Below are 24,502 nucleotides of genomic sequence, written 5' to 3'. Positions count from 1 at the left end.
GCTCACGCCGCCACACGCACCGGCATCCGCTCCCGCAGCCGGGACAGCGCCCGATGCTGCGCCACCCGGACGGCGCCCGCGGTGGTGCCGAGCGCGGCGGCCGTCCCACACTGTCGATCCTGCGCGTGCGGCGGCGACGGCGACGGCGACAGGAACCCCGGGGGTGGCGTTCGCGCACCCTGCTGCCGATGTCGGGGTCCGCGGCTAGGGTTCGGACCATGACGGTGGAGCGCAGTCTCGACGACGAATTCCTCACGGCCGCAGATCCTTATCGACGCGAACTACTGGCGCACTGTTACCGGATGAGCGGGTCGATCCACGATGCCGAGGACCTGCTGCAGGAGACCTTGGTGCGCGCGTGGCGCGGCTACGGTTCGTTCGACGGCCGCGCCTCGATCCGGACGTGGCTGCACCGGATCGCCACCAACACGTGCCTGACGGCACTCGAGAACCGGGCGCGCCGGCCGCTGCCGTCCGGACTCGGGGCACCGAGCGCGGACCCGTCGGACGATCTTGTCGAGCGCCGGGAGGTGCCGTGGCTCGAGCCGATCCCGGACACCGTCCTGTGGGGCGATTCGGTGCCGGACGATCCGTCGACCGTGGTGACGCGACGCGAGTCGGTGCGGCTGGCGTTCGTTGCCGCCCTGCAGCACCTGTCGGCGCGGCAGCGGGCGGTGCTCGTCCTGCGGGACGTGCTGCAGTGGAAGGCCGCCGAGGTCGCCGAGGCGCTGGGCACGTCCACGGCCGCCGTCAACAGCCTGCTGCAGCGGGCCCGCGCACAGCTGCACGACGTGATGCCGTCCGAGGACGACCTGGAAGAACCCAGCTCGGAGGCGGTGCGCGAATTGCTGCGCCGGTACGTCGACGGGTTCGAACGCTACGACATCGACGGGCTGGTCGAGTTGTTCACCCGGGACGCGGTGTGGGAGATGCCGCCGTTCACCGGCTGGTACGTCGGCGGCCCCGACATCGCCCGGCTCGTGAAGGAGAAGTGCCCGTCGGAGGGCCCCGGCGACATGCGGCTGCTGCCGGCGGCGGCCAACGGGCAGCCCGCGCTCGGGCTGTACATGCGCGAACCGGACGGTGTACACCGCCCGTTCCAGTTGCACGTCCTCGACGTCACCGAGCGCGGGATCGCCCACGTCACCTGCTTCTTCGACACCGACCTGTTCGTCCGGTTCGGTCTTCCCGAGCAGGTGTGAGCGTCACTGCTGTCCGGTGGCGGCCGGGTCCATCCACATGACCTCCCACACGTGGTTGTCGAGGTCACGGAAGGCGCGGCTGTACATGTAGTCCGCATCGTGCGGGTTCATCCACTTGGTGCCGCCGGCGGCGATCGCGGCGTCGACCAGGTCGTCGACTCCCTGACGGCTGTCCGCGGAGATGCAGGTGAGCACCTCGCGGGCGGTGGTGGTGTCGCAGATGTCGTCCTCGATGAAGACGCGGAACTTGTCGTGTTCGAGCAGCATCATCCACGCCGAGTCGTTGATCGCCATGCAGGCGGTGCTCTCGTCGCAGAACCGGTCGTTGAACTCGAACCCGAGACCGGCGAAGTAGGCGCGGGACACCGCGACGTTCTCGACCGGCAGGTTCACGAAAATCAAGCGGGACATGGTCTGTTCCTCCTCGTACGACACGATGGCGTGGATGCGGGCGGCACCCACACCGGTACAGACCCGCCGCGGCGCGAAAACTCATCGCACCGCGGTGTCCCGCAGGTCAGCGCCCGTACGGGTACAGCACGCCGGCGGCGTCGAGCCGCCGGACGCGACGATGCTCGGTGGCCACCAGCAGCGCGCCCACGACGAGGCTGGCCGCGCAGATCGTGCCGGCGATGAGTGCCCAGCCGCGGAAGCCGTATCCGGCGGCGACGAGCGTCATGCCGAGCGTGATGATGGCGACGGCGATCAGCCCGTAGCCGGGCCAGCCGCGGGTGTCGGCCATGGCCTCGCCCGGGTGTTCGTGGTTGTGCATCACGGCGTGGGTCGCCTTGGCGTGCCGGCCGCCTTCGAAGGTGCTCACAACAGCCTCCCGGTGTCGGATTCCGTTCGTGTTCCCGGACGGCCCGCCGCGGACAGTGCCGCGTCCGGCCGTCCCCCGCATTGTCCCCCACACGCGGCCCGTCGTGCAGTGGTACGCGTCGATCCGACCGGTTCGGACCTATCGCCGAAAACCGTCCCCGGACCTGGACGTTCGTGTCACACTGTGCTGCCTGTGCTCGTGACGTCGGGGCGTCACGATGCGCGGGCAAGGGGTTCGCGGGGGCGATACCGCCTGCGCCGACGACATCGGCGGAGAAGTGGAGCGTGGTGTGGTGGAACCGGTGCAGGCCGCGACGTCGGAGCACGCACGTCGAATGCTGGTGGATCGGCCGCGGCTGTTCGCGCGGTTGTCCGATTTTCCCGCGCTGATCGTCGTCCGCGGTCCGCGTGGCGCCGGTAAGACCTCGCTGCTGACCACGTGGGCGGCCTCGTCGAACGCACCGCGCGGCCGCGTCGTCGTGGTCGGATCTCCGGACTCGGCTACCGACCGAGACGCCTACTGGGCGGCTGTGGCGGACCGGATCGGAGACGGCGGCGACCCGGTCACCGTGCTCCTCGACGACGTCGGCCGGCTGTCCGACGCCGGCACCGACGCCCGGATCCTCGCGCTGCTGCACCGGCATCCCCGGCTGCGGATCGTCGTCACCACCCGCAGCACCGCAGTGTTCGACGACGCCACCCTCCTCGACGTCGACCATGTCACGATCACCCCCGGCGAACTACTGTTCACCGCGGACGAATCCCGGACCGCGCTGTGCGCGCGGGGTATCGAGTTGCCGCGTCCGCTCATGGACATCGTGCACACGGCCACGGGTGGTTTCCCACCGCTGGTGCAGGCGGCGGCGGCCGTCGCCCGCCCGTTCGGCACCGACCACGACGGGCGGGAGGCGGCCCGCCGCACCCTCGAGCGGGCCGTCGACCGGTACGTCGAACGCACGATCCTGGGCGACCCGGATCTCGCCGAGTTGCGCGAGTTCGTGCTGACGATCGCGGCCGCCCGCACCGTGACCGTTCCCGTCGCGGAGGCGCTCGCCGGACCCGGTGCCGCCGAACACGTCCGGGTGCTCGAGGCGGCGGGGGTGCTGGTGCGGTCACCGTGGCCGAAGGACGACCAGTGGGGGTTTCCCCCACCGATCCGCGAATCGCTGATGCGGGACGTCCGGCTCGAGGCACCCGCCGGGCCGCTGCGCGCATCCGGTGATCTGGCCCGGTGGTTCCGGGATCGCGGGGACGCGGCCGCAGCGATCGAACATGCGGTCGAGGCACAGGACTGGACGTTGACGGTCGAGATCCTCGAGTCGAACTGGGTGGCGTTGATCTCGCGGCGGTTCCATCTGGTCCGGGACGCCCTCGCCGCGCTGCCCGTGGACGTCGCCGCGGACGATGTGCCGATCCGGGCCGGACGCGAACTGTTCCTCCGGCTCGGCGCCGATGCGACGCATTTCCCCGATCCCCCGGAACTCGATGTGGAGTCCGGTGTGTCGCACGATCCGCAGTCCGCGGCGGACACCCTGTCCGTCGGCAGCGTGCAGTCCCTGATCCTGCGGGTCGCCGGCCGGTTCACGCAGGCCGCGGAGATGACGGTCCGGCTCTCGATGCTCGGCGACCGGTTGGCGGCCGCACCGCCACCGCAGGTGGCCGCGTTCCTGCCGCTGCTGCGCCTGCAGTGGGGCATCACCCATCAGGTGCACGGGGACCTCGGCCGCGCCTCCGCAGAGTTCCGGCGGGCGTACGCCGGCAACCGGCCCGCCGACACCGACTTCGTGGCCCGTCACGCGGCCGGGAACCTGGCGTTGAACTATGCGTTGACCGGTGAACTCGGCCATGCGGAGGCCTGGCTCGAGAAGGAACGCCGGCACGACGACGCGTCCACGTGGGCGACCCCGATGGCCCGCACCGGGGGGCTGGTGGCGGCGGTGCTCGTCGCGATCGGCCGGATGGAACTCGGTGACGCCGAGAAGACCCTCACCGAGCTGGGTGATCTACCCGACGACGACGAGCTGTGGGGGTTCGCGGCGTACGCGCACTGTCAGCTCGCGCTCGTCGGCGGGCATCCCGAGGCCGGGCTGGACCGGCTGCGGCGGGCCGTCGCCGTCTACGAGCGCTGGCACACCTCCGGCTCGGTCGCGGTGCCGCTGCTCGCATCGGTGGAGGCGGATCTGCATCTGGCGCTCGGGCACGGCAACGAGAGTTGGCGGACGCTCGAGAACGTGCGGTGCCACGATCCGTGGACGACGATCTCCCGCGCCCGCCTCGAGTTGGCGAGTGGGCGGGCGGCCGACGCCCTCGCCGACTGCACGCGCCCGGTGGTCTCGGATTGCCCGTTCCCGCGGGTCCGGATGGAGTCGGCACTGATCCAGGCCGCGGCGCAGCTCGATCTCGGCGACGACGGGCGTGCCCTGACGGCGCTGCGGCGGGCCGTCTCGATGTTCGAACAGACCGGGGGTATCCGCCCGTTCGCGGCGCTGCCGGTGGGATGGGTGACGCGGCTGTCGGAACTGGACGTGGAACTGCCCGCCGCGTGGCGGTCGGCGGCCCCGGGCACGGCCGTGTACCCGGACCGGGTGCAGCGGGTCGGGCTCAGCGAACGCGAGTCGGCGGTGCTGGTCGCGCTGGCGGTGACACCGTCGATCGCGGCGATCGCGACGGAGCTGTTCGTCTCGCAGAACACGGTCAAGACGCAGTTGCGCAGCCTGTACCGGAAGCTGGACGTCCACTCCCGGTCGGACGCGCTGCACACCGCGGCCCGGCTCGGGCTGATCGATCCGGCCGCGGGGGCCTGAGGGTCGGGGAATAGCCGCGCGCCCGGTGCGTTGAGTACGATGAACTAGTTGAATCTTGAACCATAAGGAGGACGCCATGCCTGCCGTGACCGTCGACGACATCCTCGAACTGCCCCGCCTCGCGACCGCCGACCCGGCCGCCGTCGACCGCCCGGTCCTCGGCGTCGTCACCGCCCCCGTCGGCTACGAGGGCGAAGGCTTCCCGGTGCGCCGCGCGTTCGCCGGCATCGACCTGACCCACCTCGACCCGTTCCTCCACATGGACCAGATGGGCGAGGTGAACTACGCGCCCGGCGAACCCAAGGGCACCCCGTGGCATCCGCACCGCGGCTTCGAGACCGTCACCTACATGATCGACGGGATCATGGAACACCAGGACTCGGGCGGGGGCGGCGGCACCATCGGCGGCGGCGACACCCAGTGGATGACCGCCGGCGGCGGCATCCTGCACATCGAGACCCCACCCGAGCATCTCGTGGTGAGCGGCGGCCTGTTCCACGGCATCCAACTGTGGGTCAACCTGCCCCGGGACGACAAGATGGCGGCACCGCGCTACCAGGACATCACCGGCAGCAAGGTGGCGCTGGTGTCGAGCCCCGACGGCGGCGCCCTGGTCCGCGTCATCGCCGGCGAGATCGACGGCCACCACGGCCCCGGCTCGACGTACACTCCGATCACCTTGTCGCACACCACAATTGCACCTGGAGCGAGCGTCACCCTGCCGTGGAACCGGGACTTCAACGCCCTCGTGTACGTCCTCGCCGGGGACGGGTTCGTCGGCGCCGAACGGCGTCCGGTCGGGAGCGGACAGACCGCCGTCTTCGGCCGGGGCGAGCGAAGCGACGGGGGATTTGCGCCGGGTGATCAGATCACGATCGCGGCAGCGGACACGCAGGATTCGCGGACCGACTCCCTCGAGGTGTTCATCCTCGGCGGACGCCCCATCCGGGAGCCCGTCGCGATGGCCGGACCGTTCGTGATGAACACCCGTGCCGAGGTCCTCCAGGCGTTCGAGGACTTCCAGGCCGGACGTCTCGGGTCGATTCCCGCCGCCCACGAAACCCTCTCCTGAACGCCGCGGTGACGGCGGTTCGTACGCTGTGAGTCGACGGCCGTCACCGCCCCGCCCGTGCCCGTCTCCGAGGAGGACCGCATGCCCACCCTGACCACCCCGCACATCGACGTCCGTCGCGCCGGCGACCGGCTCACCACCCGGATCCCGTGGCTGGACTCGAAGCATTCGTTCTCGTTCGGTCACCACTACGACCCGGACAACACCCATCACGGGCTGCTGATGGTCAACAACGACGACATCGTCTCGCCGGGGCAGGGTTTCGACACGCACCCGCACAAGGACATGGAGATCGTGACCTGGGTGCTGCGCGGGTCGCTGGTACACCAGGATTCGATCGGGCATGCGGGTGTCATCTATCCGGGTCTCGCGCAGCGGATGAGCGCGGGCACCGGGATCCTGCACTCCGAGAAGAACGATGCGTGGACGCTGCCCGGCAGCGGGCACGACGAGCACGAGGACCCGGTGCACTTCGTGCAGATGTGGGTGGTGCCCGACGAGCCCGGCATCACTCCCGGCTACGAGCAGCTCGAGATCGACGCGGAACTCCTGGGCGGCGGCCTGGTCCCGGTCGCGTCGGGCATGCCCCGCTACCGCGACCACGCCGCGATCCGCATCAAGAACAAGTACGCGACACTGCACGCGGCCCGACTGCAGCCCGGTAAGCCGCTGAACCTCCCCGAAGCGCCGTTCGTGCACGTGTTCGTCGCGCAGGGAAGTGCCGCCATGGACGGGGTCGGGGCCCTGTACGAGGGCGACTCCGTCCGGTTGACGGCGTCCGGCGGGCAGACGATCACCACCGGGATCGGCGCCGAGATCCTCGTCTGGGAGATGCACGCGCGACTCGGCGGGTGACGTCGTCGCACGCTCGGGTGGTACACAGGACCGGTGACGTCGACCGATCTCGATTCCGCCCCGCCCGAGCTGCGTGACCGGCTGAACCTGCTGATGGGGGTGCGGGCCCGCGCGATCCGTCCCGGCCATCTCGAGTTGGCGCAGGACGTCGGGGCCCGCTTCCACGACCATCGCGGGCAGACGATCCTCGGTTCCGTCGGTGTCCTCGCCGACGCGTGTCCCGGTGGGTCGCTGGGCAGCTCGGTTCCCGAGGGCACCGGGATGGTGCTGTCGCAGCTCTCCGCGACGCTCGCCGCACCGATGCCGGCCACCGGTGTCGTCGTCGCCACCGGGGACGCCACCCACCTCGACCTGGACGCCGGGATGGGCCTCGCGTCCGGCACGATGCGCGACGGTGCCGGCACCCCGCTCGCGGTCCTGCAGTCCCGCGGCATCGTCGTCACCCGCCCGCGGGCCAGCGCCGACACCGTCCTCAGCGGTGAGCGCCTGCCGATTCCCGACCCGGAGCCGTGTGCGGGCGTCGACGACCTCGCCGGCCGCATCGGCCTGGACGTGGTCGACGCGCTCGCGTCCGGGCAGATCGCCCGCGGTCCGCTCGCCGGGCTCCTCGACCTGCAGGTCACCGACGTCGAACGTGGTTCCGTCGCGGCCTCTTTCGCGCCGCAGGACTGGATGAGCAACCCGCTCGGCTCCATCCAGGGTGGTGTGCTCGTCACCGCCGCCGACCTGATGAACGGGCTTGCGGCGCAAACCCTCACGGCGACCGGGCAGCAGTACCGGATCCTGGATCTGCGCATCGACTTCGTCCGCTCCCCCGCCGTCGACGGCCCCGACATCCGGGCCGTCGCCGAGGTGGTGCGGGCCGGACGTCGCATCGCCCTGATCGAGTCGCACCTGGTCGACGCGTCCGGGCAGACCCTGGTGCGCGCCGCGGCCAGCGCCCGGCTGTCCTGAGGAGACCGCACATGAACCGGGATGTGGAAGCGAGCCGGCTGCGGATCAGCCGGCGCCGGGCCCTCGCCCTCGGCGGCACCGTCAGCCTGACCGGGCTGCTCGCCGCCTGCGGGGCAGCGTCGTCCCCGCCGTCGGGGCCCGCGGTGCCCACCACCGTCGTCCCCAGCGACATCGAACCGCCCCTGCCGGCATTGCTCGACGACGCCCCGCGCTGCGTCCTCGCACCCGAGCAGACGCAGGGCCCGTACTGGTTCGACGTCGACTCGATCCGCCGCGACATCCGCGAGGACCGTCCCGGCCTGCGCCTGGATCTGGCACTGCGGGTGCAGGACGTCACCGCCTGCGGCCCCGACGGCAGCGCACCCCCGGTCGCGGGCGCCGTCGTCGAGATCTGGCACTGCGACGCCGGGGGCGTCTACTCCGGCTACGAGGCCGGTTCCGTTGCCGCGAACACCGGTTCGGCAGCCGGGGGTGGGGCGTCGTCGATCGTCACGATGTCCGACGGCTCCTACAGCCTCGACGACGGCCAGCTCCCCACCACCGACGACGGCACCTACCTGCGGGGCGCACAGGTCACCGACGGCAACGGCATCGCCCAGTTCACCACGATCTTCCCCGGCTGGTACACCGGCCGCACCGTCCACGTCCACGTCAAGGTGCACATCGACCGCCGCACCGTCCTCACCAGCCAGCTGTACGTCGACGACAGCCTCAGCGACGACATCTTCGCCACCACCGCGCCCTACACCGACCATCCCGGCCGCAACACCCGCAACGACACCGACCTCATCTTCGACGAGTCCGCCCTGCTCGCGGTGTCCCGGCAGCCCGACCGTGTCCTGGCCGCAGTCAATCTGGGCCTGAACCGGGTGTGACCGTTCCCTCCCCTTTTCCGTGGCCGAATGTCACATCGGTCCAGTCGAACTGAACGTGTGTGACATTCGGCCACGGGCGGAGGGACCCGTGACGGCACACTCGATGCCAAGATGGAGCGCATGACTCGCTCCGGTATCGACCTCACCCACATCGACGCGGGTACCCGCCCGCAGGACGACCTGTTCGTGCACGTCAACGGCACGTGGCTGGACGACTACGAGATCCCCGCCGACCGCGCGGTGGACGGCGCCTTCCGCACCCTGTACGACCGGGCCGAGGAGGACGTGAAGACGCTGATCCAGGAGGCGTCGGCGTCCGAGGCTGCGCACGGCTCCGACGCGCAGAAGATCGGTGACCTGTACTCGAGTTTCATGGCCGCGGACGCGGTCGAAGCGGCCGGGCTGTCCCCGATCGCCGAGGAACTCGCGGCGGTCGCGGACGCGGCGGACCTGTCGGAGCTGGCCGGGATCGTCGGACGCCTGCAGCGCACCGGTGTCGGCGGCGCGATCGGGCAGTACGTCGACACCGACGCCAAGGATTCGTCGCGGTACCTGGTGCACGTCACGCAGTCCGGGATCGGCCTGCCCGACGAGTCCTACTACCGCGAGGAGGGCCACGCCGAGATCCGGGACGCGTACGTCGCGCACATCGGGAAGATGTTCGCGCTCGCCGGTATCGGGTACGACGCGCAGCGCGTGTTCGACCTCGAGACGGCGATCGCGGCCGGGCACTGGGACGTCGTCAAGCGCCGGGACGCGGAGCTGAGCTACAACCTGGTCACTCTCGGCGATCTGACCGGTGAGCACGGCGGATTCGACTGGGCCGCATGGATGTCCGGCTTGCAGGTCACCGCGGAGCAGCTCGCCGAGATCGTGGTGCGGCAGCCGAGTTTCGTCGCGACGTTCACCGAGCTGTGGACGTCGCGGCCGCTCGAGGATTGGAAGGCGTGGGCCACGTGGCGGATCCTGCACTCGCGGGCCCCGTACCTGACGGAGGCCCTCGTCGCGGAGGATTTCGCGTTCTACGGCACCACCCTGTCCGGGACGCAGGAGAACCGGGAGCGCTGGAAGCGCGGTGTCTCGCTGGTGCAGGATCTGCTCGGTGAGGCCGTCGGCAAGCTGTACGTCGAGCGACATTTCCCGCCGGAGTCGAAGGCACGCATGCAGGAGTTGGTCGCGAACCTGCAGGAGGCGTACCGCCGCAACATCTCCGACCTCGAGTGGATGAGCCCGGCGACCCGGCAGGCGGCGCTCGCGAAGCTCGAGAAGTTCACCCCGAAGATCGGCTACCCGGACGTGTGGCGGGACTACTCGGCCGTCGAGGTCGACGCGTCGGATCTGGTGGGCAACTACCGCAGCGGGTACGCCGCCGACCACGACCGCGACATCGCGAAGCTCGGCGGCCCCGTCGACCGCGACGAATGGTTCATGACGCCGCAGACCGTCAACGCCTACTACAACCCGGGAATGAACGAAATCGTGTTCCCCGCAGCGATTCTGCAGCCGCCGTTCTTCGACGCCGACGCCGACGACGCCGCCAACTACGGCGGTATCGGCGCGGTGATCGGCCACGAGATCGGGCACGGCTTCGACGATCAGGGCGCCAAGTACGACGGCGACGGCAACATGGTCGACTGGTGGACCGACGACGACCGCACCGAATTCGGCAAGCGCACCACCGCATTGATCGAGCAGTACAACGAGTTCGAGCCCCAGGATCTGCCCGGCCACACCGTCAACGGCGAGTTCACGATCGGCGAGAACATCGGCGATCTCGGCGGCCTGTCGATTGCCCTCGCGGCGTACCGGATCGCACTCGACGGCGCCGACGCCCCCACACTCGACGAACTGACCGGGCTACAGCGAGTGTTCTTCGGCTGGGCGCAGGTGTGGCGCACCAAGGCACGCAACGAAGAAGCCCTACGACGCCTCGCCGTCGACCCGCATTCGCCGCCCGAGTTCCGCTGCAACGGCGTCGTCCGCAACCTCGACAGCTTCCACGAAGCATTCGACGTCACACCCGGTGACGCCCTCTACCTGGAGCCGGACAAGCGCGTCAAGATCTGGTAGGCGCTCCGCACCTGTGCGCCTTTTTGGTAGCTGCTACTACCAAAAAGGCGCACAGCGGTTACCGGGCGTACATGATGACGGCGACGCCGACGAGGCAGATCAGGGCGCCGGTGATGTCGTAACGGTCGGGTCGGAATCCGTCGACGACGACGGCCCACAGCAGTGAACCGGCCACGAACACACCACCGTATGCAGCGAGGATGCGTCCGAAGTCGGCGTCGGGTTGCAGGGTGGCGACGAGGCCGTAGACGCCGAGGGCGATCATGCCGGCGCCGATCCACAGCCAGCCTCGCTGCTCACGGACGCCCTGCCACACGAGCCAGGCGCCACCGATCTCGAACAGTGCGGCCAGGGCGAACAGCAGGATCGAACGGGTGACGGTCATGGCATCACTATTGCAACTGTGCGCCTTTTCGGTAGTTGCAGCTACCAAAAAGGCGCACAGCGGTCAGCGGTTCCAGTCGCCCAGGCCGTCGGCGCCGCTGAGGGTTCCGGTGGCGGTGTTCTGGACGATCACCGGGTCGCCCTTGCGGGCGTTCTCGTAGAACCAGCGGCCGTCGTCGGTGCTGACGTTGAGGCAGCCGTGGCTGACGTTGCGGTGGCCCTGGTCGTTCACGGACCAGGGGGCGGCGTGGACGAAGATGCCGCTGTAGGAGATGCGGGTGGCGTATTCGACGTAGGTGCGGTAGCCCTCGGGGCTGTCGATGGGGACGCCGTAGGTGGACGAGTCCATGTACATGTCGCGGAACTGCTCGCCCACGATGTAGGTGCCGTTGGGGGTTTCGTGGCCGGGTTTGCCGAACGATGTCGGCATGGTCTTGACGACCTCACCGTTGCGGGTGACGGTGATCTGTTTGGTGATGTCGTCGGCGACGGTGACGAGTGCGTCGCCGATCGAGAATGTGGAGTGCGAGTCGCCGGCGTCGACGGTGACCGGGATGTTCGCGGGCCAGAACTGGTTCGGCTTCCACCGGACCTGACGGTCGTTGATCCAGTAGAAGGAGCCCTCGACAACGGTGCCGGCGGTGACGCGGATGGCGCGTTCGGCGACGGCGCGGTCCCCGATCGCTTCGGCGAACCGGATGATGATCGGTTGCGCGACCCCGACGACCTCGCCGGGGGCCGGGTCGATCGACGGTGCCGAGAAGTTCGCGGGGCCGAGCGGCGGTGTGGCCGGGGCGACCGATCCGACCGGCAGCAGCGCCTGTACCTGCGGCGGCAGTTCGAAACCCTCGGGCAGTTGCAGCAGCGGTGTGGGTACGCCGGGCAGTGCCGGAAGTTGCGGCAACTGGATTTCCGGGCCGCCCGGGAACAGTGGCGCGGCCTGCGCCGGCGCGGACAGCATCGCGCCTGCGGCCGCGGCGCTCACCACGACGGCGGCGACACTGCGAAATCTCCGACGTGATGTCCCGGTCATGACGACCCCTTCGCTCGGCGACCGGGCACGAACGAGCGCCCGGTACAACCATTGAGTCATACCGGGCGCTCGTTGCACAACCGTGTGCGGGGAAGGGGTCAGCTCTCGTCGGCGCGGGCGGCGTCGAGCATCGATCGGAGGTCGACGAGCTTGGTGCGGGAGCGTCCGTTCTCGGTGCCGAGTGCACGCTCGTGCTTGTCGATGCGCTGCCAGCCCTGGAAGTCGATGGTGTCGGGCTGCCGCTCCCCGACCAGTGCCGTCAGCTTCTCCCGGTCGCCGGTGGGCTGCGCGAGCATGCCGTTCACGAAGTCGGACAGCAGCAGGTCGACCGTCGCGGCCGAGCAGTGCTTGTTGGTGCCGATGACGCCGCTGGGGCCGCGTTTGATCCAGCCGGCGACGTAGACGCCGGACACCGGGGTACCGGTCTCGGGGTCGAGGACGCGGCCGTTCTCGTTGGGGACGACGCCGCGTCGGTCGTCGAACGGCAGACCGGCGACGGGCAGGCCCTTGTAGCCGATGGAGCGCAGTACCAGGCCGGTCTCGACGGTGTCGGTGCGGTCGGTGGCGTGGGCGTTCAGCTTCCCGGACTCGTCGGCGACGAGTTCGTTGCGGACCAGACGGACGCCTTCGACACGGTCGGTGCCGACGATCTCCTCGGGCGACGCCAGGTAGCGCAGCACGATCCGCTTGCGGCCGTCGGTGGCGGTGCGCTTGGCGAATTCCTCGACCTGGCGGACCTTGAGCTTCTCGGACGCCTCGGAGTCGGACCCGTCGATCCAGGCGCGGCTCACGGAGTCGAGGACGACCTCGTCGGGGTCGACGACGATGTCGACGTCGGCGAGCTGACCGAGCGCGATGAGTTCGGGGTTGGTGTACGCGGCCTGCGCGGGGCCGCGGCGTCCGACGAGGACGACCTCGCGGATGTTGCTGCGGCGCAACGCTTCGACGGCATGCTCGGCCATGTCGGTCTTGGCGAGCTCGTCGGGATCGAGGACGAGGGCGCGGGCCACGTCGAGGGCGACGTTGCCGTTGCCGATGATGACGGCCCGCTCCCCGGACAGGTCGAAGCTGCGGTCGGCGTAGTCGGGGTGCCCGTTGTACCAGGCGACGAACTCGGTGGCGGCATGGCTGCCGGGCAGGTCCTCGCCGGGGACACCGAGACGGCGGTCGCTCGCGGCGCCGACGGCGTAGATCACGGCATGGTGGTGCTCGAGCAGTTCGTCGTGGTCGACGTGCTTGCCGACCTCGACGTTGAAGTGGCACTGCACGGACCGCTTGCTCAGCGCCGACCGGAAGACGTCGGTGACCGCCTTGGTGCCGCCGTGGTCGGGGGCGACGCCGGCACGGACCAGGCCGTACGGGGTGGGCAGACGGTCGAACATGTCGACCTCGACGCGCGGGTGCGACGTCAGCTCGAGGGCGGCGTAGCACGCGGACGGGCCGGAGCCGACGATCGCGACGCGCAGCGTGCCGAGGTCGGCGGGCAGGTGCCGCGGCTCGGGCAGTTCGGGCCAGTCGTCGCCGATCGGGTGCTTCTCGAAGTAGGCGGCGTTGATGTCGGCGTAGACGGCGTGCGCCTCGCTCAGTTCGTTGTCGCCGAAGATGGCGTCCACCGGGCACTCGTCGACACACGCACCGCAGTCGATGCACGTCTGCGGGTCGATGTAGAGCATCTCCGTGGTGGCGAACTCCGGCTCGTCCGGTGTCGGATGAATGCAGTTGACGGGACACACGTCCACGCACGAGGCGTCGTTGCAGCACGCCTGCGTAATCACATAAGCCACAGTTCTTCCCTACCTGTGAGTACCCCACCGAGACTGTCGTTCTCGAACAGACTATAACGTGTTTCAATTCGGGTCGAGGTTCCGCACACCACGACCGCCGAGGCGGGACCTTGTGCCCTAGTCCAGCCGGAATCCGACCTCGAGGGTCACCTGGGTGTGGGCGACGGCGCCGTTCTCGATGTGGCCGCGGGTCTCGACGACCTCGAACCAGTCGAGGTTGCGCATCGTGTCGCTCGCACGGCTGATGGCGTTGGCGATCGCCGCGTCGACACCGTCCGTCGACGACCCGACCACCTTGATCACCCGGTAGACGTTGCTCATCTTCCGACCTCCCTCACTGTCGCACCGTTACGTGCGTACGATCGCCTGCGCCTCCGCCCCGAGCCGCGCCAGCCGCAGGTCACCGAGCGCGGTGACGGCGTTGCCGAGCCGGTTGGTGACGAACGCGAGCGCCAGTCCGGTCTCCGGGTCGGCGTACGCGCCGGAACCGCCGACACCGTAGTGCCCGACACCGCGGGTGGGCTGGGTGCGGCTCGCCAGCAGCGGCGGGTGGTAGCCGAGCCGCCAACCGAGTTTGATGCCGAGCACGTAGTCGCGGTCCCGGGTCTGCACCGCCCCCAACTGCTCGAGGGTCCCGGGCTGCAGGAACCGGGTGCCGTCGAGGATGCCGCCGTTCGCGATCGCCGCGTACATGCGGGCCAGCGACCGGGCACTGAACACGCCGTTCCAGCCGGGCATGACCGCGTCGTGGACGGCCGGGTTGCGGACCAGCTCGTCGAACCCGTCGGGCATCGCGGCCTCCGCCAGCCCCCGCAGCGGGCCCGCGTGCGCGAGCACCGACGACGTCAGCCGCCAGTCGAGTCCGCCGGGGTTGATGTGCGGGAACAGTTTCGCGATCCGCGGCTTGTGCGGCTCGGGCACCCGGTACCAGAACTCGTCGGCGCCGAGCGGTTCGGCGATCTCCTCGCGGACGATGTCGGTGAACGGTTTCCCGGTCGCCCGGGACACCGTCTCGGCGACGAGCCACCCGAACGTGACCGCGTGGTAGCCGGGTCCGCGTAGCCGGCGCCGGTCCGGGGCGGCGGCGGCCAGCGCGTCGATCACGGCGTCGTAGTCGAGCAGGCCGGTCCGTCCCGGCACCAGTCCGCGCACCTTGTGCAGGCCGCTGCGGTGGGTGAGGACGTCGCGGAGCGTGATCGCCTCCTTGCCGGCAGCCGCGAACTCGGGCCAGTAGGCGGAGACGGGGGCGTCGTAGTCGACGATGCCGCGTTCGGCGAGCCGGTGGACGATGGTGCTGGCGACGCCCTTGCCGGTGGAGAACGACAGCGCGATCGTGTCGTGGTTCCAGCGCCGGTCGCGGTCCGCGTAGCCGGCCCAGATGTCGAGGACCTTCTCGCCGTGCACGTAGGCGACGAGCGCGCCGCCGCCCTGGTTCGGTTGCCGGTACAGCGAGAAGAACTTGTCGGCGAGCGGCAGGAACCGGGGATCGACGAGCATCTCGGTGCGGGGACGGGTCACCGGTTGCGACTCCGGTTGCGACTCCGGGGACGGGTCCGGGGACATCGACGTCTGTTCGCGTTCTCCGCGGTCGACCTGGATCGTCATCGCGACCTCCGATTCGGCACCTCACACCATTGTGATTGGCGCAGCCTACGGGCGGAAGAGCCGGCGGCGGGGCGAAACGGACGGATGCGACTTACGACGACGGTGTGTCCCGGTCCCGGTCCCGGCTCGGCTGCACCCGCTTGGGTTCACCCGGCATCTTCGGATGGTTCGGCGGATACGGCAGATCGCCCAGCCCGGCGGCCGCGTCCCGGTCCGCCATCTCGAGCAGGACGTCGAGCGAGTGCGCAACGTCGTCGAGGTGCGCCATCGGGTCGGGGCGTCCGGCGAGCAGCGCGGGCACCGTCGCGATCGTGAAGTCGTCGGGTTCGACGGCGGCCAGTTCCGCCCACGTCACGGGCGTCGACACCGTCCCGATCGGGGTGTTGCGCGCCGAATAGGCGGACGCGATCGTCCGGTCGCGGGCGTTCTGGTTGAAGTCGAGGAAGATGCGCCGGCCACGTTGCTCCTTCCACCACGCGGTCGTCGCCCGGTCACCGCTGCGTCGCGCGATCTCCCGGCACAGCGCGATCCCGGCGCGGCGCACCGCGGTGAAGTCCCACCGCGGCTCGATCCGGATGTAGACGTGCAGACCGCGTCCCCCGGACGTCTTGGGGAACCCGATCAGTCCGAGTTCGTCGAGCAGCGGCGCCGTCACGTCGAGCGCGACACGGCGGGCGTCGTCGAAGTCGGTGCCGGGCTGCGGATCGAAGTCGAGACGCAACTCGTCGGGATGTTCGACGTCCGAGCAGCGCACCTCCCACGGATGGAACGCGATCGTCCCCAGGTTCGCGGCCCACACGATGTCGGCGGCGGTCCGCACCCGCAACGCGTCGGCGGTGCGGCCGGACGGGAACGTGACCGCACAGGACGCGACATGCCCGGGCCGTTTCGCCGGTACCCGCTTCTGGTAGATCTCCTCGCCCTCGACACCGTCCGGGTACCGCTGCAGATGGGTGGGCCGGTCTCGCAGCGCACGCAGCAGCTGCCCACCGGTCGCGACCCGACGGTAGTACTCGACGAGGTGCCGCTTGGTGCCGCCCTCCGGCCCGAGCCTCGGGTAGTAGACCTTGTCGGGATTGGACAGTCGCACCGGAACCCCGTCGACGTCGAGGTCCTCCGCAGGCGAATGTTCGGCACCGGCCACGAGATCCATACTGGCACCACGGACGCCGCCGGGTGCTACAACCAGCCCCGCCTCTTGAAGATCCGGTACAGGCTGAAGCAGGTGAGGAACATCAGCATCAGCGCGAACGGGTAGCCGCCACCCCAGTGCAGTTCGGGCATGTTGTCGAAGTTCATGCCGTACACGGTGCCGATGAGGGTGGGTGCGAACAGGATTGCGGCCCACGACGAGATCTTCTTGATCTCCTCGTTCTGCGCGTAGCTGGCCTCGGTCATGTTGCGCATCTCCTCGTTCTGCGCCTGCGATACGAGGGTGGCGTTGACGGTGAGGATGTTGGCGAGCAGGGCCCGGAAGCCGTCGACGCGTTCGACGACGGTGGTGGCGTGGTCGGTGACGTCACGCAGGTACTTCTGCAGTTCCTCGTCGGTCTGGTACTTGTCGAAGCCCGCCGACAGCGCCCGCAGCATCCCGAGCAGCGGTTTGGTGGCCCGCTGGAACTCGATGACCTCGCGGGACAGTTCGTAGATGCGCCGCGACACCATCGGGTCGCCGCTGAACACCTCGGTCTCGATCTCGTCGATGTCGTTCTGCAGGCCGGCGACGACGGGCGCGTAGCCGTCGACGACGGCGTCGAGGATCGCGTACAGCACCGCCTCGGGGCCGAGTCCGAGCAGATCCGGGTCGTTCTCCATGCGATGTCGAACGTTCGACAGGTCCGGTGATTCGCTGTGCCGGACGGTGAGCACGAACGTCGGTCCGCAGAAGATGTGCAGTTCCCCGAAGTCGACGGACTCGGACTCGTCGAGGTAGCGGGCGGCCCGCAGCACCACGAACAGGGTGTCGCCGTAGCGTTCGAGCTTGGGGCGCTGATGCGCGACGATCGCGTCCTCGACGGCCAACTCGTGCAGGTCGAACTGCTTTGCTGCAGCGTTCAATTGGGCGTCGTCGGGGCGGTACAACCCGATCCATGCCATGGACGACGCGTCGGGCAGGCTCTCGAGCGCCTCCGCCAGCGTCGCCGGCGACGCGATGCGCCGGCCGTCTCGGTAGACGGCGCTGTTGACGACGCTCGGTTCGACCGCGACCGGCCCGGAGACACGAGACGGCGGCACCGGGCCCGGCTGCCGCGGGGCCATCGAATGCTCCGGCGACACGGTGTCGTCGGCGGTACCGGCGGAACGTCGCGGCAGGATCGAACGGATCGGACGCTTCTCGAGCATGACGAGTACTGCTTTCGGGAAGGTCCGCGGCCCGGCACACACGCCACACGGCTGCGGACACCAGTCGAAACGCCACCGTCACAAGGTGGCGTGAATTACCTGAATTTCAGCTGGTACTCGGAGGTTGGCTACTCATATCTAGCCCCACCTCCTCTTCCTCGACTCCCGCAGACGACGCGGGCATACGTTCGACGCGAACGACGACACCCTACTCCGACGGCCGCAAACGCGACAATCGGACAGGGTGCCGTCGAGGGGCGGTCGAGCGTCAGTCCCGGGGCAGCCCGAGCATCCGTTCGGCGATCACGTTGAGTTGCACCTCGGTGGTGCCGCCGTAGATGGTGGTGGCACGTCCGGCGATGAGCTGTTCCATCGCCTTGTCGCTGGGCTGCCCGGGGATCGCGACGACGCCGGCCGCCCCGAGTTCCGCGACGACGTACTCCGAGATCGACTGTCCCAGACTCATTCCCAGGAGTTTGCCGACGGATGCGGTGGTGCTCACGTCCGCTCCCGACAGCTGCTTCAGCACCAGTCGGGCGCCGATGAGGTCGACGGCCTGCGCCTCGACGACGAGTTCGCCGAACCGGTGCCGGGCGACCGGTCCGAGGTTCCGGTCGCGGGCGAACGCGTACAGGTCGTCGTCGGTGGCGTACGCCTCGAGTTTCTGGCTCAGCGCCACCCGCTCCCCGGCGAGGGTGGTGCGGGCCACGTGCCAGCCGTCGTGCACCGCACCGACGACGTTCGCGTCGGGGATGAACACGCCGTCGAGGAACACCTCGTTGAACAGGGCCGATCCGGTCATCTCCCGCAGGGGGCGCACCGTGATGCCGGGGCTGGACATGTCGAGCACGAAGTAGGTGATGCCGTCGTGTTTGGGGGCGGACGGGTCGGTGCGGGCGATGAGCATGGCCCAGTCCGCGAACTGGGCGACGGTGGTCCAGATCTTCTGGCCGGTGACCGTCCAGCCGCCGTCGACCTTCTCCGCTTTCGTGGTGAGCGACGCGAGATCGGAGCCGGCGCCGGGTTCGGAGAACAGCTGACACCACACGAGGTCACCGCGCAGCGTCGGCACCGCGAGATCCTGCTTCTGTTTCTCGGTGCCGTGCGCGACGACAGCCTGGACGGCCCAGCCGCCCATCAGCAGCTGCGGCATCGCGATGCCCGCGGCCGTGATCTCCTGTGCGACGACGATCTGCTCGAGCGGTCCGGCACCGCGCCCGTACGGCCGCGGCAGATGCGGTTGTACCCAGCCGCCGTCACCGAGGGCGATCAGCTGGTCGTCCTCGTCGTCGATCGCGGCGATCGGCGCCAACTCCTCCCGGACGGTGGCCCGCAGGTCGGCCGCCTCGGGTGGCAGTTCGAGTTCGGAACGGCGGACGACGCCGGCGAGCGCGGAACCCGCGACCCTCTCGATCCGGTCCTCCCGGGTGCCGAGCAGCCCGCGGATCGCGAGCGCACGCCGGTAGTACAGGTGTGCGTCGTGCTCCCATGTGAACCCGATGCCACCGTGCACCTGGATGCAGTCCTGCGCCACCCGCACGGCGGCGTCCGGGACCAGGGCCGCCGCCACATCCGCCGCGACGTCGGCGGTCGCGTGGCCCTTGTCGAGAGCGGACGCCGCATCCCACACCACCGCCCGCGTCTTCTCGAGGTCGATGCCCATCCGCGCGCACGTGTGCTTGACGGCCTGGAACTGTCCGATCGGGCGCCCGAACTGCACCCGCGTCTTCGCGTACTCGGCGGCAGTGGACACGCACCACGACACGACGCCGACCGCCTCGGCCGCGAACACGACAGCCGCGATGGACCGCACCCGGTGGGCGTCGAGGCCGTCGAGCACCCGGCCGGCGTCGACGACCAGGTCGTCGACCCGGATCCGTCCCGCCGGGCGCAGCAGGTCGAGACCGTCCTGCGTCTCGGCGGTGACGTCGCCGCGGTCGACGACGACCCACCGCACCGTGTCCCCGATCCGGGCCGGCAGCAGCAGCACATCCGCGTGCCCGCCGGCGACCACCGCATCCACCACACCGGCCAGCCGGTAGCCACCGCCGTCCACGGTGGCCTGCAGCGGATCGTCGAGTGCGATTGCGGCGGTGCGGGTGCCGTCGAGCAGTCCGGGCAGGACGTCGATACCGGCCTTCGCGTCGGCGGCGGCGAGAACAGCGACGACGGCCGCGGTCGGCACGAACGGTCCCGGTGCCGCGGTCCGCCCGAGCGCCTCGAGTGCGACCGCGAGACCGAGCAGGCCGGCGCCGTGCCCGCCGCGCTCCTCCGGCACCGCCAGCCGCAGGAGATCCTGTCGCGCCAGCGCAGACCAGAACGCGGGACGTCCGTCGCCGGCGGGCGAGTCGAGTTCGGCCCGCACCTGTTCCCGGGTGATCGACCGTTCGGTGAAGCCGCGGACCGCGTCGGCGAGCGCGGCGTGCTCGTCACTCAGCCCGATACCGAGGTCGTACGCATGTCGTTCCACGAGTACACCTTTCATCCGAGCCGGTCGGCGAGGTCGTCGACGGTCCAGGGTCCGTCGGATTCGACGGTGTCACTGCCGTGCCAGTTGACGAGTTCGGTGATCGCGCCGCCCTGGACTGCGTACACCTTGCCGGTGAGCTTGCAGTCGGCCGCCGCGAGCCGCGCGACCAACGGCGAGATGTTCGCGGGAGCGAACGCGTCGAACTCGCCCTCGGGCACCTCGGCCGCGAACAGCGCCCCCATGCCGGGGGTGGCGAGGGTGAGTCGGGTGCGGGCGATCGGGGCGATCGCGTTGACACGGACCCCGTAGCGCTCCAGTTCGTCGGCGGCGACCAGGGTCATGGCCGCGATCCCGGCCTTCGCAGCCCCGTAGTTGGCCTGCCCGGCGTTCGGCATGAACGTGCCCGACGCCGACGCGGTGTTGATCACCGCGGCCTGCACCGGGTTCCCGGCCTTGGACTGTGCCTTCCAGTAGGCGGCGGCGTGGTGCAGGGTCGCAGCGTGCCCCTTGAGGTGGACCGCGATCACCGCGTCCCACTGGCTCTCCTCCATGCCGGCGATGAACGAGTCCCGCAGGATCCCGGCATTGTTGACGAGGATGTCGAGCCGGCCGAACTCGCGGACCGCCTGCGCGACGAGCGATTCGGCGCCCGCCCAGTCGGCGACACTGTCGGTGTTCGCGACGGCCCGGCCACCGGCGGCGACGATCTCGTCGACCACCTGCTGCGCCGGCCCGACATCCGCCCCGGTGCCGTCGTTGGCGCCACCGAGGTCGTTGACGACGACCGCGGCCCCCTCCCGCGCGAACAGCAGTGCATGCTCGCGGCCGATACCGCGACCGGCGCCGGTGATGATCGCGACGCGTCCGTCCAAAGTTCCCATCAGGTCTGTTCTCCTCGAAAGTCGTTGTCGTCGAAGAAATGTTTCAGTGATCGGCAGTGTCAGCGATCGGCGATGACGGCGAGGCCGTCCTTGATGACGAGCTCGTCACCCACGGTCGACTCGTACGCGTAGGTGGTGGCACCGGATCCGGTCCCGGACCTCCGGAACACGGTCTCGACGTCCTGCCCGGGCAGGACGGGTGCGGCGAATCGGACCGCGAGCCGGCGCAGTCGGTTCACGTCGCCGTCCGCGAGTTCCGTGAGCGCCGCCCACGACGTGAACGCCATCGTGCACAGCCCGTGGTTGATGATGCCGGGCAGCCCGGACATGCGGGCGATCTCGTCGTCGAGGTGGATCGGCATGGGATCCCCCGACGCGGGCGAGTACCGGAACGTCTGGTCGGTGTCGATGTGCTGGCGCACCACGGCGACCGGATCGGTGGCCCGCAGATTCTCGTCGAACCGGTGGCCGGGGGCCTGTTCACCGATCCCGGGTCCGGCGTCGACCTTGCGGAAGAACGCGGTCATCCACTGCTCGTTGACGAGTTCACCACCGTCGGTGCGGGTTTCGACGTAGACGACGACGGTGGACCCGTTCTCCCTACCGGTGAACCCGACCGGTTTCGCCCGGACGACGAGGCTGTCGCCGGGACGGACGGGGCGGTGGAAGTGGAAGTCCTGCTCGCCGTGGACGAGTTTCATGAGCAGTTCCACCGGCGCCACCGCGAGCGCGGCCGGCGCCATCGACGTGAACGCCGGCACCACCGCGAACACCGGCGGCGCCACCTCGCCGCGCAGGTGTGCGGTGATGGGATCATTGGTGGCCGCGGCGTATTCGGCGATCCGCTCGGCGGTGACGTCGAACCGCTGATCCTCGGTCCAGACCCCCAGACCGGAGGTGTCGAACTGCACGGTCGGTGTGGTCATGCGGCTACCCGACCAGTTCGGCGAACTTGGCGAGCGACGCCTCGAGGTCGACGGCCGCATTCTTCGCGACGGCCTTCCCGATCGGCCCGACGATCATGGTGCCCTTGAAGGACGCGTCGACCGACGCCTTGCTGCCCGAGCCCTCCGGTTCGACGCGGAGCGTGAACTGCACGGTGACCCCGGCCATCCCGGTGCCGGAGATCGTCACCGACTTGGGAGCCTCCACCTCGGTGACGGTCCACTCGATCTTGTTGGCCATCCCCATCACGGACACGACCTCGGTGAACGTGGCACCGAGCCGGACCTCGGTGGGCAGTTCGCTCTTCCAGCCCTGATGGATGGTGAGCCATTCCTCCCACCGGGACAAGTCGGAGAGGGCGTCCCACACCTTGTCGGGCGAGGCGGGCAGGGAGGCGGAAACGGAAACGGAAGCCATGGTGGAACTCCTTACGGATGAATGATGTTCAGCGGTTCGCGGGACGGTAGGCGGTGACGACGACGGCGCCGCCGAGGCCGATGTTGTGCTGCAACGCGACGGCCGCACCGTCGACCTGACGGGCATCGGCGGCGCCCCGCAGCTGCCAGGTCAGTTCGCTGCACTGGGCGAGACCGGTGGCACCGAGCGGGTGCCCCTTGGAGATGAGGCCGCCGGACGGGTTGACCACCCAGCGTCCGCCGTACGTGGTCTCGCCGGCGTCGACGAGCTTGCCGCCCTCGCCCTCCGCGCACAGCCCGAGCGCCTCGTACGTGATGAGCTCGTTGGTGGAGAAGCAGTCGTGCAGTTCGATGACGTCGAGGTCGTCGGGTCCGATCCCGGCCTGCTCGTACACTTTTCGGGCCGCGGTACGGGTCATGTCGGCGCCGACGAGGCTGATGGCACTCTTGTCGGCGAACGTGGATTCGAGGTCGGTGACCATCGCCTGCCCGACGATCTCGACGGCCCGGTCTGCCAGGCCGTGCTCGTCGACGAACCGCTCGCTCGCCAGCACCACCGCACCGGACCCGTCCGAGGTCGGCGAGCACTGCAGTTTGGTGAGCGGTCCGTAGATCGGCTTGGACGCGAGAATGTCGTCGAGCGTGTACTGGTCCTGGAACTGGGCGTACGGATTGTTCGCCGAGTGCCGGTGGTTCTTGACGCCGATCCGCGCGAACTGTTCGGCGGTGGTGCCGTAGCGCTCCATGTGTTCCTTGCCGGCGGCCCCGAACATGTACGGCGCGGGCGGCATCGCGAACTCCTGCAGTTCCGCCAGGGCGAGCAGGTGCCGCATCATCGGCTGCTCGCGGTCGTCGTACGTCGTCCCGAGGGAACCGGTCTGCATCTTCTCGAATCCGAGGGCGAGCGTGCAGTCCGCGAGACCACCGCGAATCGACTGCGCCGCAAAATAGAGCGCGGCGGACCCCGTCGAACAGTTGTTGTTGACGTTGACGATCGGGATGCCCGTCAGGCCCAGTTCGTACACCGCACGCTGCCCGGACGTCGACTCGCCGTACACGTAGCCGACGTACGCCTCCTGCACCTGCCGGTACTCGATCCCGGCGTCGGCGAGTGCCTTGGTGCCGGCCTCCCGCGCCATGTCGGGGTAGTCCCACTCACGGGCCCCCGGCTTCTCGAACTTCGTCATCCCCACGCCGATGACGAACACCCTGCTGCCCATAGCGACTCCCGATCCGGATCACGTTGTGTGCGACGCGCTGTCCAACCAAAAGTAAGTGAGACATGTTGTCCAGTCAATGACCGCTCGACTACTGTTCGGCAAATGACGGACGGGCGGGCGACACGGTGGGACGACCACAAGGTCCGCCGCCGCGACCGGATCCTCGAAGCGGCCCTCGCCGCGGTCGAGGACGGCGGCACCGACATCGGCGTCCAGCAGATCGCGGAGCGCGCCCAGGTACCCCGGTCGGTGGTGTACCGGATCTTCACCGACCGCGGTGACCTGGACGAACAGATCCGGCTGCGCATCATCGAGTCGATGATGGCGGACCTGGGCCCGGTCCTCACCCCGCACGGCACGGTGCAGGAGACCATCACGTCGGCCGTCGACACCTACCTGCGCTGGATCGTCGACCACCCGCGTCTGCACACGTTCCTGGGTCGGGGCGCGCCGGGCCGTAAGACCGTCGGTTCCCGCGCGGTCACCGGCACCAAGACCGCGATCGGTATCCGACTCGGCGCCCTGCTCGCCGGCATCCTGGACCGGCGCGGGGCGGCGTCGGATCTCGCCGAACCGATGGCGTTCGCCCTCGTCGGCCTGGTCGACGCCACCGTCAACCGCTGGCTGAGCCAGCCCGACCACCGGGTCTGCGACGCCACCCTGGCCCGATTCCTCGAGACGTCCATCTGGAGTGTGCTCGACGCCAATCTGCGGCAGATGGGTGTCGACGTGGCCCTGTCCACGCCGATCTCCGAGTTGTGAGCCGGACG

General features: G+C 69.6%; 22 protein-coding genes and 1 pseudogene. 8 read left to right on the top strand and 15 right to left on the bottom strand.

What is annotated here, in order from left to right; genetic code table 11:
- Positions 1 to 2: 2 nt before the first annotated feature.
- Positions 3 to 104, bottom strand: a pseudogene (locus tag E0497_RS21030) (RNA polymerase sigma factor ShbA); the annotation flags it as partial.
- A gap of 114 nt (positions 105 to 218) precedes the next feature.
- Between E0497_RS21030 and E0497_RS02185 the strand changes: the two are divergent.
- The gene (locus E0497_RS02185) at positions 219 to 1,202 is read left to right on the top strand and encodes a sigma-70 family RNA polymerase sigma factor (protein ID WP_137723115.1); all 984 of its coding nucleotides are present in this window, start codon (positions 219 to 221) and stop codon (positions 1,200 to 1,202) included.
- Between the two features lie 3 nt (positions 1,203 to 1,205).
- Here the strand turns inward: E0497_RS02185 and E0497_RS02180 are convergent, their stop codons facing one another.
- Together E0497_RS02180 and E0497_RS02175 are read right to left on the bottom strand one after the other, a co-directional pair.
- Entirely contained in the window at positions 1,206 to 1,613 is a 408-nt protein-coding gene (locus E0497_RS02180) for a VOC family protein (RefSeq protein WP_137723114.1), read from the bottom strand.
- Positions 1,614 to 1,719: 106 nt separating this feature from the next.
- Complete coding sequence (locus E0497_RS02175; protein ID WP_338325455.1) at positions 1,720 to 2,022, bottom strand: hypothetical protein; 303 nt, start codon at positions 2,020 to 2,022, stop codon at positions 1,720 to 1,722.
- 289 nt (positions 2,023 to 2,311) lie between these two features.
- Between E0497_RS02175 and E0497_RS02170 the strand changes: the two genes are divergently transcribed.
- From E0497_RS02170 to E0497_RS02145, 6 genes are all read left to right on the top strand, one after another.
- On the top strand, positions 2,312 to 4,825 hold the full coding sequence (locus E0497_RS02170) for a LuxR C-terminal-related transcriptional regulator (protein ID WP_241665659.1): 2,514 nt from the start codon (positions 2,312 to 2,314) through the stop codon (positions 4,823 to 4,825).
- 76 nt (positions 4,826 to 4,901) lie between these two features.
- Positions 4,902 to 5,897 carry a pirin family protein gene (locus E0497_RS02165; protein ID WP_137723113.1) on the top strand — a complete coding sequence of 332 codons (996 nt, stop codon included), beginning with the start codon at positions 4,902 to 4,904 and terminating at the stop codon, positions 5,895 to 5,897.
- A gap of 81 nt (positions 5,898 to 5,978) precedes the next feature.
- A complete protein-coding gene (locus E0497_RS02160) occupies positions 5,979 to 6,752 on the top strand; it encodes a pirin family protein (protein ID WP_137723112.1) in 774 nt (257 codons plus the stop codon).
- A 33-nt stretch (positions 6,753 to 6,785) separates the two neighbouring features.
- Positions 6,786 to 7,706 (top strand): PaaI family thioesterase, encoded by a 921-nt coding sequence (locus E0497_RS02155; RefSeq protein WP_241665658.1) that lies wholly within the window; start codon positions 6,786 to 6,788, stop codon positions 7,704 to 7,706.
- A gap of 11 nt (positions 7,707 to 7,717) precedes the next feature.
- A complete protein-coding gene (locus E0497_RS02150; RefSeq protein WP_137723111.1) occupies positions 7,718 to 8,581 on the top strand; it encodes an intradiol ring-cleavage dioxygenase in 864 nt (287 codons plus the stop codon).
- Positions 8,582 to 8,692: 111 nt separating this feature from the next.
- Complete coding sequence (locus E0497_RS02145) at positions 8,693 to 10,651, top strand: M13 family metallopeptidase (protein WP_137723110.1); 1,959 nt, start codon at positions 8,693 to 8,695, stop codon at positions 10,649 to 10,651.
- Between the two features lie 58 nt (positions 10,652 to 10,709).
- Here E0497_RS02145 and E0497_RS02140 read toward each other — a convergent pair whose 3' ends face one another.
- The 12 genes from E0497_RS02140 to E0497_RS02085 all read right to left on the bottom strand — a co-directional run bounded on the left by E0497_RS02140 (position 10,710) and on the right by E0497_RS02085 (position 23,732).
- Positions 10,710 to 11,036, bottom strand: coding sequence for a YnfA family protein (locus E0497_RS02140; protein WP_137723109.1), 327 nt, complete (start codon positions 11,034 to 11,036; stop codon positions 10,710 to 10,712).
- A gap of 63 nt (positions 11,037 to 11,099) precedes the next feature.
- Entirely contained in the window at positions 11,100 to 12,068 is a 969-nt protein-coding gene (locus E0497_RS02135) for a L,D-transpeptidase (RefSeq protein ID WP_137723108.1), read from the bottom strand.
- Positions 12,069 to 12,166: 98 nt separating this feature from the next.
- On the bottom strand, positions 12,167 to 13,852 hold the full coding sequence (locus E0497_RS02130) for an FAD-dependent oxidoreductase (RefSeq protein ID WP_170312835.1): 1,686 nt from the start codon (positions 13,850 to 13,852) through the stop codon (positions 12,167 to 12,169).
- Between the two features lie 117 nt (positions 13,853 to 13,969).
- Positions 13,970 to 14,173 (bottom strand): dodecin, encoded by a 204-nt coding sequence (locus E0497_RS02125; RefSeq protein WP_137723107.1) that lies wholly within the window; start codon positions 14,171 to 14,173, stop codon positions 13,970 to 13,972.
- Between the two features lie 27 nt (positions 14,174 to 14,200).
- Entirely contained in the window at positions 14,201 to 15,415 is a 1,215-nt protein-coding gene (locus tag E0497_RS02120; protein WP_241665672.1) for a serine hydrolase domain-containing protein, read from the bottom strand.
- Between the two features lie 133 nt (positions 15,416 to 15,548).
- Positions 15,549 to 16,610, bottom strand: coding sequence for a DNA polymerase domain-containing protein (locus E0497_RS02115; protein WP_170312834.1), 1,062 nt, complete (start codon positions 16,608 to 16,610; stop codon positions 15,549 to 15,551).
- A gap of 26 nt (positions 16,611 to 16,636) precedes the next feature.
- Entirely contained in the window at positions 16,637 to 17,716 is a 1,080-nt protein-coding gene (locus E0497_RS02110; protein WP_421958296.1) for a magnesium and cobalt transport protein CorA, read from the bottom strand.
- Positions 17,717 to 18,068: 352 nt separating this feature from the next.
- Entirely contained in the window at positions 18,069 to 20,285 is a 2,217-nt protein-coding gene (locus E0497_RS02105) for an acyl-CoA dehydrogenase family protein (protein ID WP_421958295.1), read from the bottom strand.
- A complete protein-coding gene (locus E0497_RS02100; RefSeq protein ID WP_137723103.1) occupies positions 20,282 to 21,151 on the bottom strand; it encodes an SDR family oxidoreductase in 870 nt (289 codons plus the stop codon). Before E0497_RS02100 ends, E0497_RS02105 begins: the two co-directional genes overlap by 4 nt.
- A gap of 59 nt (positions 21,152 to 21,210) precedes the next feature.
- Positions 21,211 to 22,077 (bottom strand): MaoC/PaaZ C-terminal domain-containing protein, encoded by an 867-nt coding sequence (locus tag E0497_RS02095; RefSeq protein ID WP_137723102.1) that lies wholly within the window; start codon positions 22,075 to 22,077, stop codon positions 21,211 to 21,213.
- A gap of 4 nt (positions 22,078 to 22,081) precedes the next feature.
- Positions 22,082 to 22,513, bottom strand: coding sequence for a type II toxin-antitoxin system Rv0910 family toxin (locus E0497_RS02090; RefSeq protein WP_137723101.1), 432 nt, complete (start codon positions 22,511 to 22,513; stop codon positions 22,082 to 22,084).
- Positions 22,514 to 22,541: 28 nt separating this feature from the next.
- Positions 22,542 to 23,732 (bottom strand): lipid-transfer protein, encoded by a 1,191-nt coding sequence (locus E0497_RS02085; protein ID WP_137723100.1) that lies wholly within the window; start codon positions 23,730 to 23,732, stop codon positions 22,542 to 22,544.
- A 102-nt stretch (positions 23,733 to 23,834) separates the two neighbouring features.
- Between E0497_RS02085 and E0497_RS02080 the strand changes: the two genes are divergently transcribed.
- Entirely contained in the window at positions 23,835 to 24,494 is a 660-nt protein-coding gene (locus E0497_RS02080) for a TetR/AcrR family transcriptional regulator (RefSeq protein ID WP_137723099.1), read from the top strand.
- The last annotated feature ends 8 nt before the right edge of the window (positions 24,495 to 24,502 follow it).

The organism is Prescottella subtropica (assembly GCF_005434945.1).
Taxonomy (GTDB): domain Bacteria; phylum Actinomycetota; class Actinomycetes; order Mycobacteriales; family Mycobacteriaceae; genus Prescottella; species Prescottella subtropica.
Note: the sequence above shows the minus strand (reverse complement) of the source record. Positions and strands in the feature narration are given on the sequence as shown.

Excerpts from the sequence above, each read along its gene's own strand:
- E0497_RS02160 (WP_137723112.1), top strand. The coding sequence starts at position 5,979 with ATGCCCACCCTGACCACCCCGCACATCGACGTCCGTCGCGCCGGCGAC.
- E0497_RS02180 (WP_137723114.1), bottom strand. The coding sequence starts at position 1,613 with ATGTCCCGCTTGATTTTCGTGAACCTGCCGGTCGAGAACGTCGCGGTG.
- E0497_RS02150 (WP_137723111.1), top strand. The coding sequence starts at position 7,718 with ATGAACCGGGATGTGGAAGCGAGCCGGCTGCGGATCAGCCGGCGCCGG.
- E0497_RS02085 (WP_137723100.1), bottom strand. The coding sequence starts at position 23,732 with ATGGGCAGCAGGGTGTTCGTCATCGGCGTGGGGATGACGAAGTTCGAG.
- E0497_RS02140 (WP_137723109.1), bottom strand. The coding sequence starts at position 11,036 with ATGACCGTCACCCGTTCGATCCTGCTGTTCGCCCTGGCCGCACTGTTC.
- E0497_RS02185 (WP_137723115.1), top strand. The coding sequence starts at position 219 with ATGACGGTGGAGCGCAGTCTCGACGACGAATTCCTCACGGCCGCAGAT.
- E0497_RS02125 (WP_137723107.1), bottom strand. The coding sequence starts at position 14,173 with ATGAGCAACGTCTACCGGGTGATCAAGGTGGTCGGGTCGTCGACGGAC.
- E0497_RS02120 (WP_241665672.1), bottom strand. The coding sequence starts at position 15,415 with ATGTCCCCGGACCCGTCCCCGGAGTCGCAACCGGAGTCGCAACCGGTG.
- E0497_RS02115 (WP_170312834.1), bottom strand. The coding sequence starts at position 16,610 with ATGGATCTCGTGGCCGGTGCCGAACATTCGCCTGCGGAGGACCTCGAC.
- E0497_RS02110 (WP_421958296.1), bottom strand. The coding sequence starts at position 17,716 with ATGGCCCCGCGGCAGCCGGGCCCGGTGCCGCCGTCTCGTGTCTCCGGG.
- E0497_RS02090 (WP_137723101.1), bottom strand. The coding sequence starts at position 22,513 with ATGGCTTCCGTTTCCGTTTCCGCCTCCCTGCCCGCCTCGCCCGACAAG.
- E0497_RS02165 (WP_137723113.1), top strand. The coding sequence starts at position 4,902 with ATGCCTGCCGTGACCGTCGACGACATCCTCGAACTGCCCCGCCTCGCG.
- E0497_RS02080 (WP_137723099.1), top strand. The coding sequence starts at position 23,835 with ATGACGGACGGGCGGGCGACACGGTGGGACGACCACAAGGTCCGCCGC.
- E0497_RS02095 (WP_137723102.1), bottom strand. The coding sequence starts at position 22,077 with ATGACCACACCGACCGTGCAGTTCGACACCTCCGGTCTGGGGGTCTGG.
- E0497_RS02105 (WP_421958295.1), bottom strand. The coding sequence starts at position 20,285 with ATGAAAGGTGTACTCGTGGAACGACATGCGTACGACCTCGGTATCGGG.
- E0497_RS02100 (WP_137723103.1), bottom strand. The coding sequence starts at position 21,151 with ATGGGAACTTTGGACGGACGCGTCGCGATCATCACCGGCGCCGGTCGC.
- E0497_RS02145 (WP_137723110.1), top strand. The coding sequence starts at position 8,693 with ATGGAGCGCATGACTCGCTCCGGTATCGACCTCACCCACATCGACGCG.
- E0497_RS02135 (WP_137723108.1), bottom strand. The coding sequence starts at position 12,068 with ATGACCGGGACATCACGTCGGAGATTTCGCAGTGTCGCCGCCGTCGTG.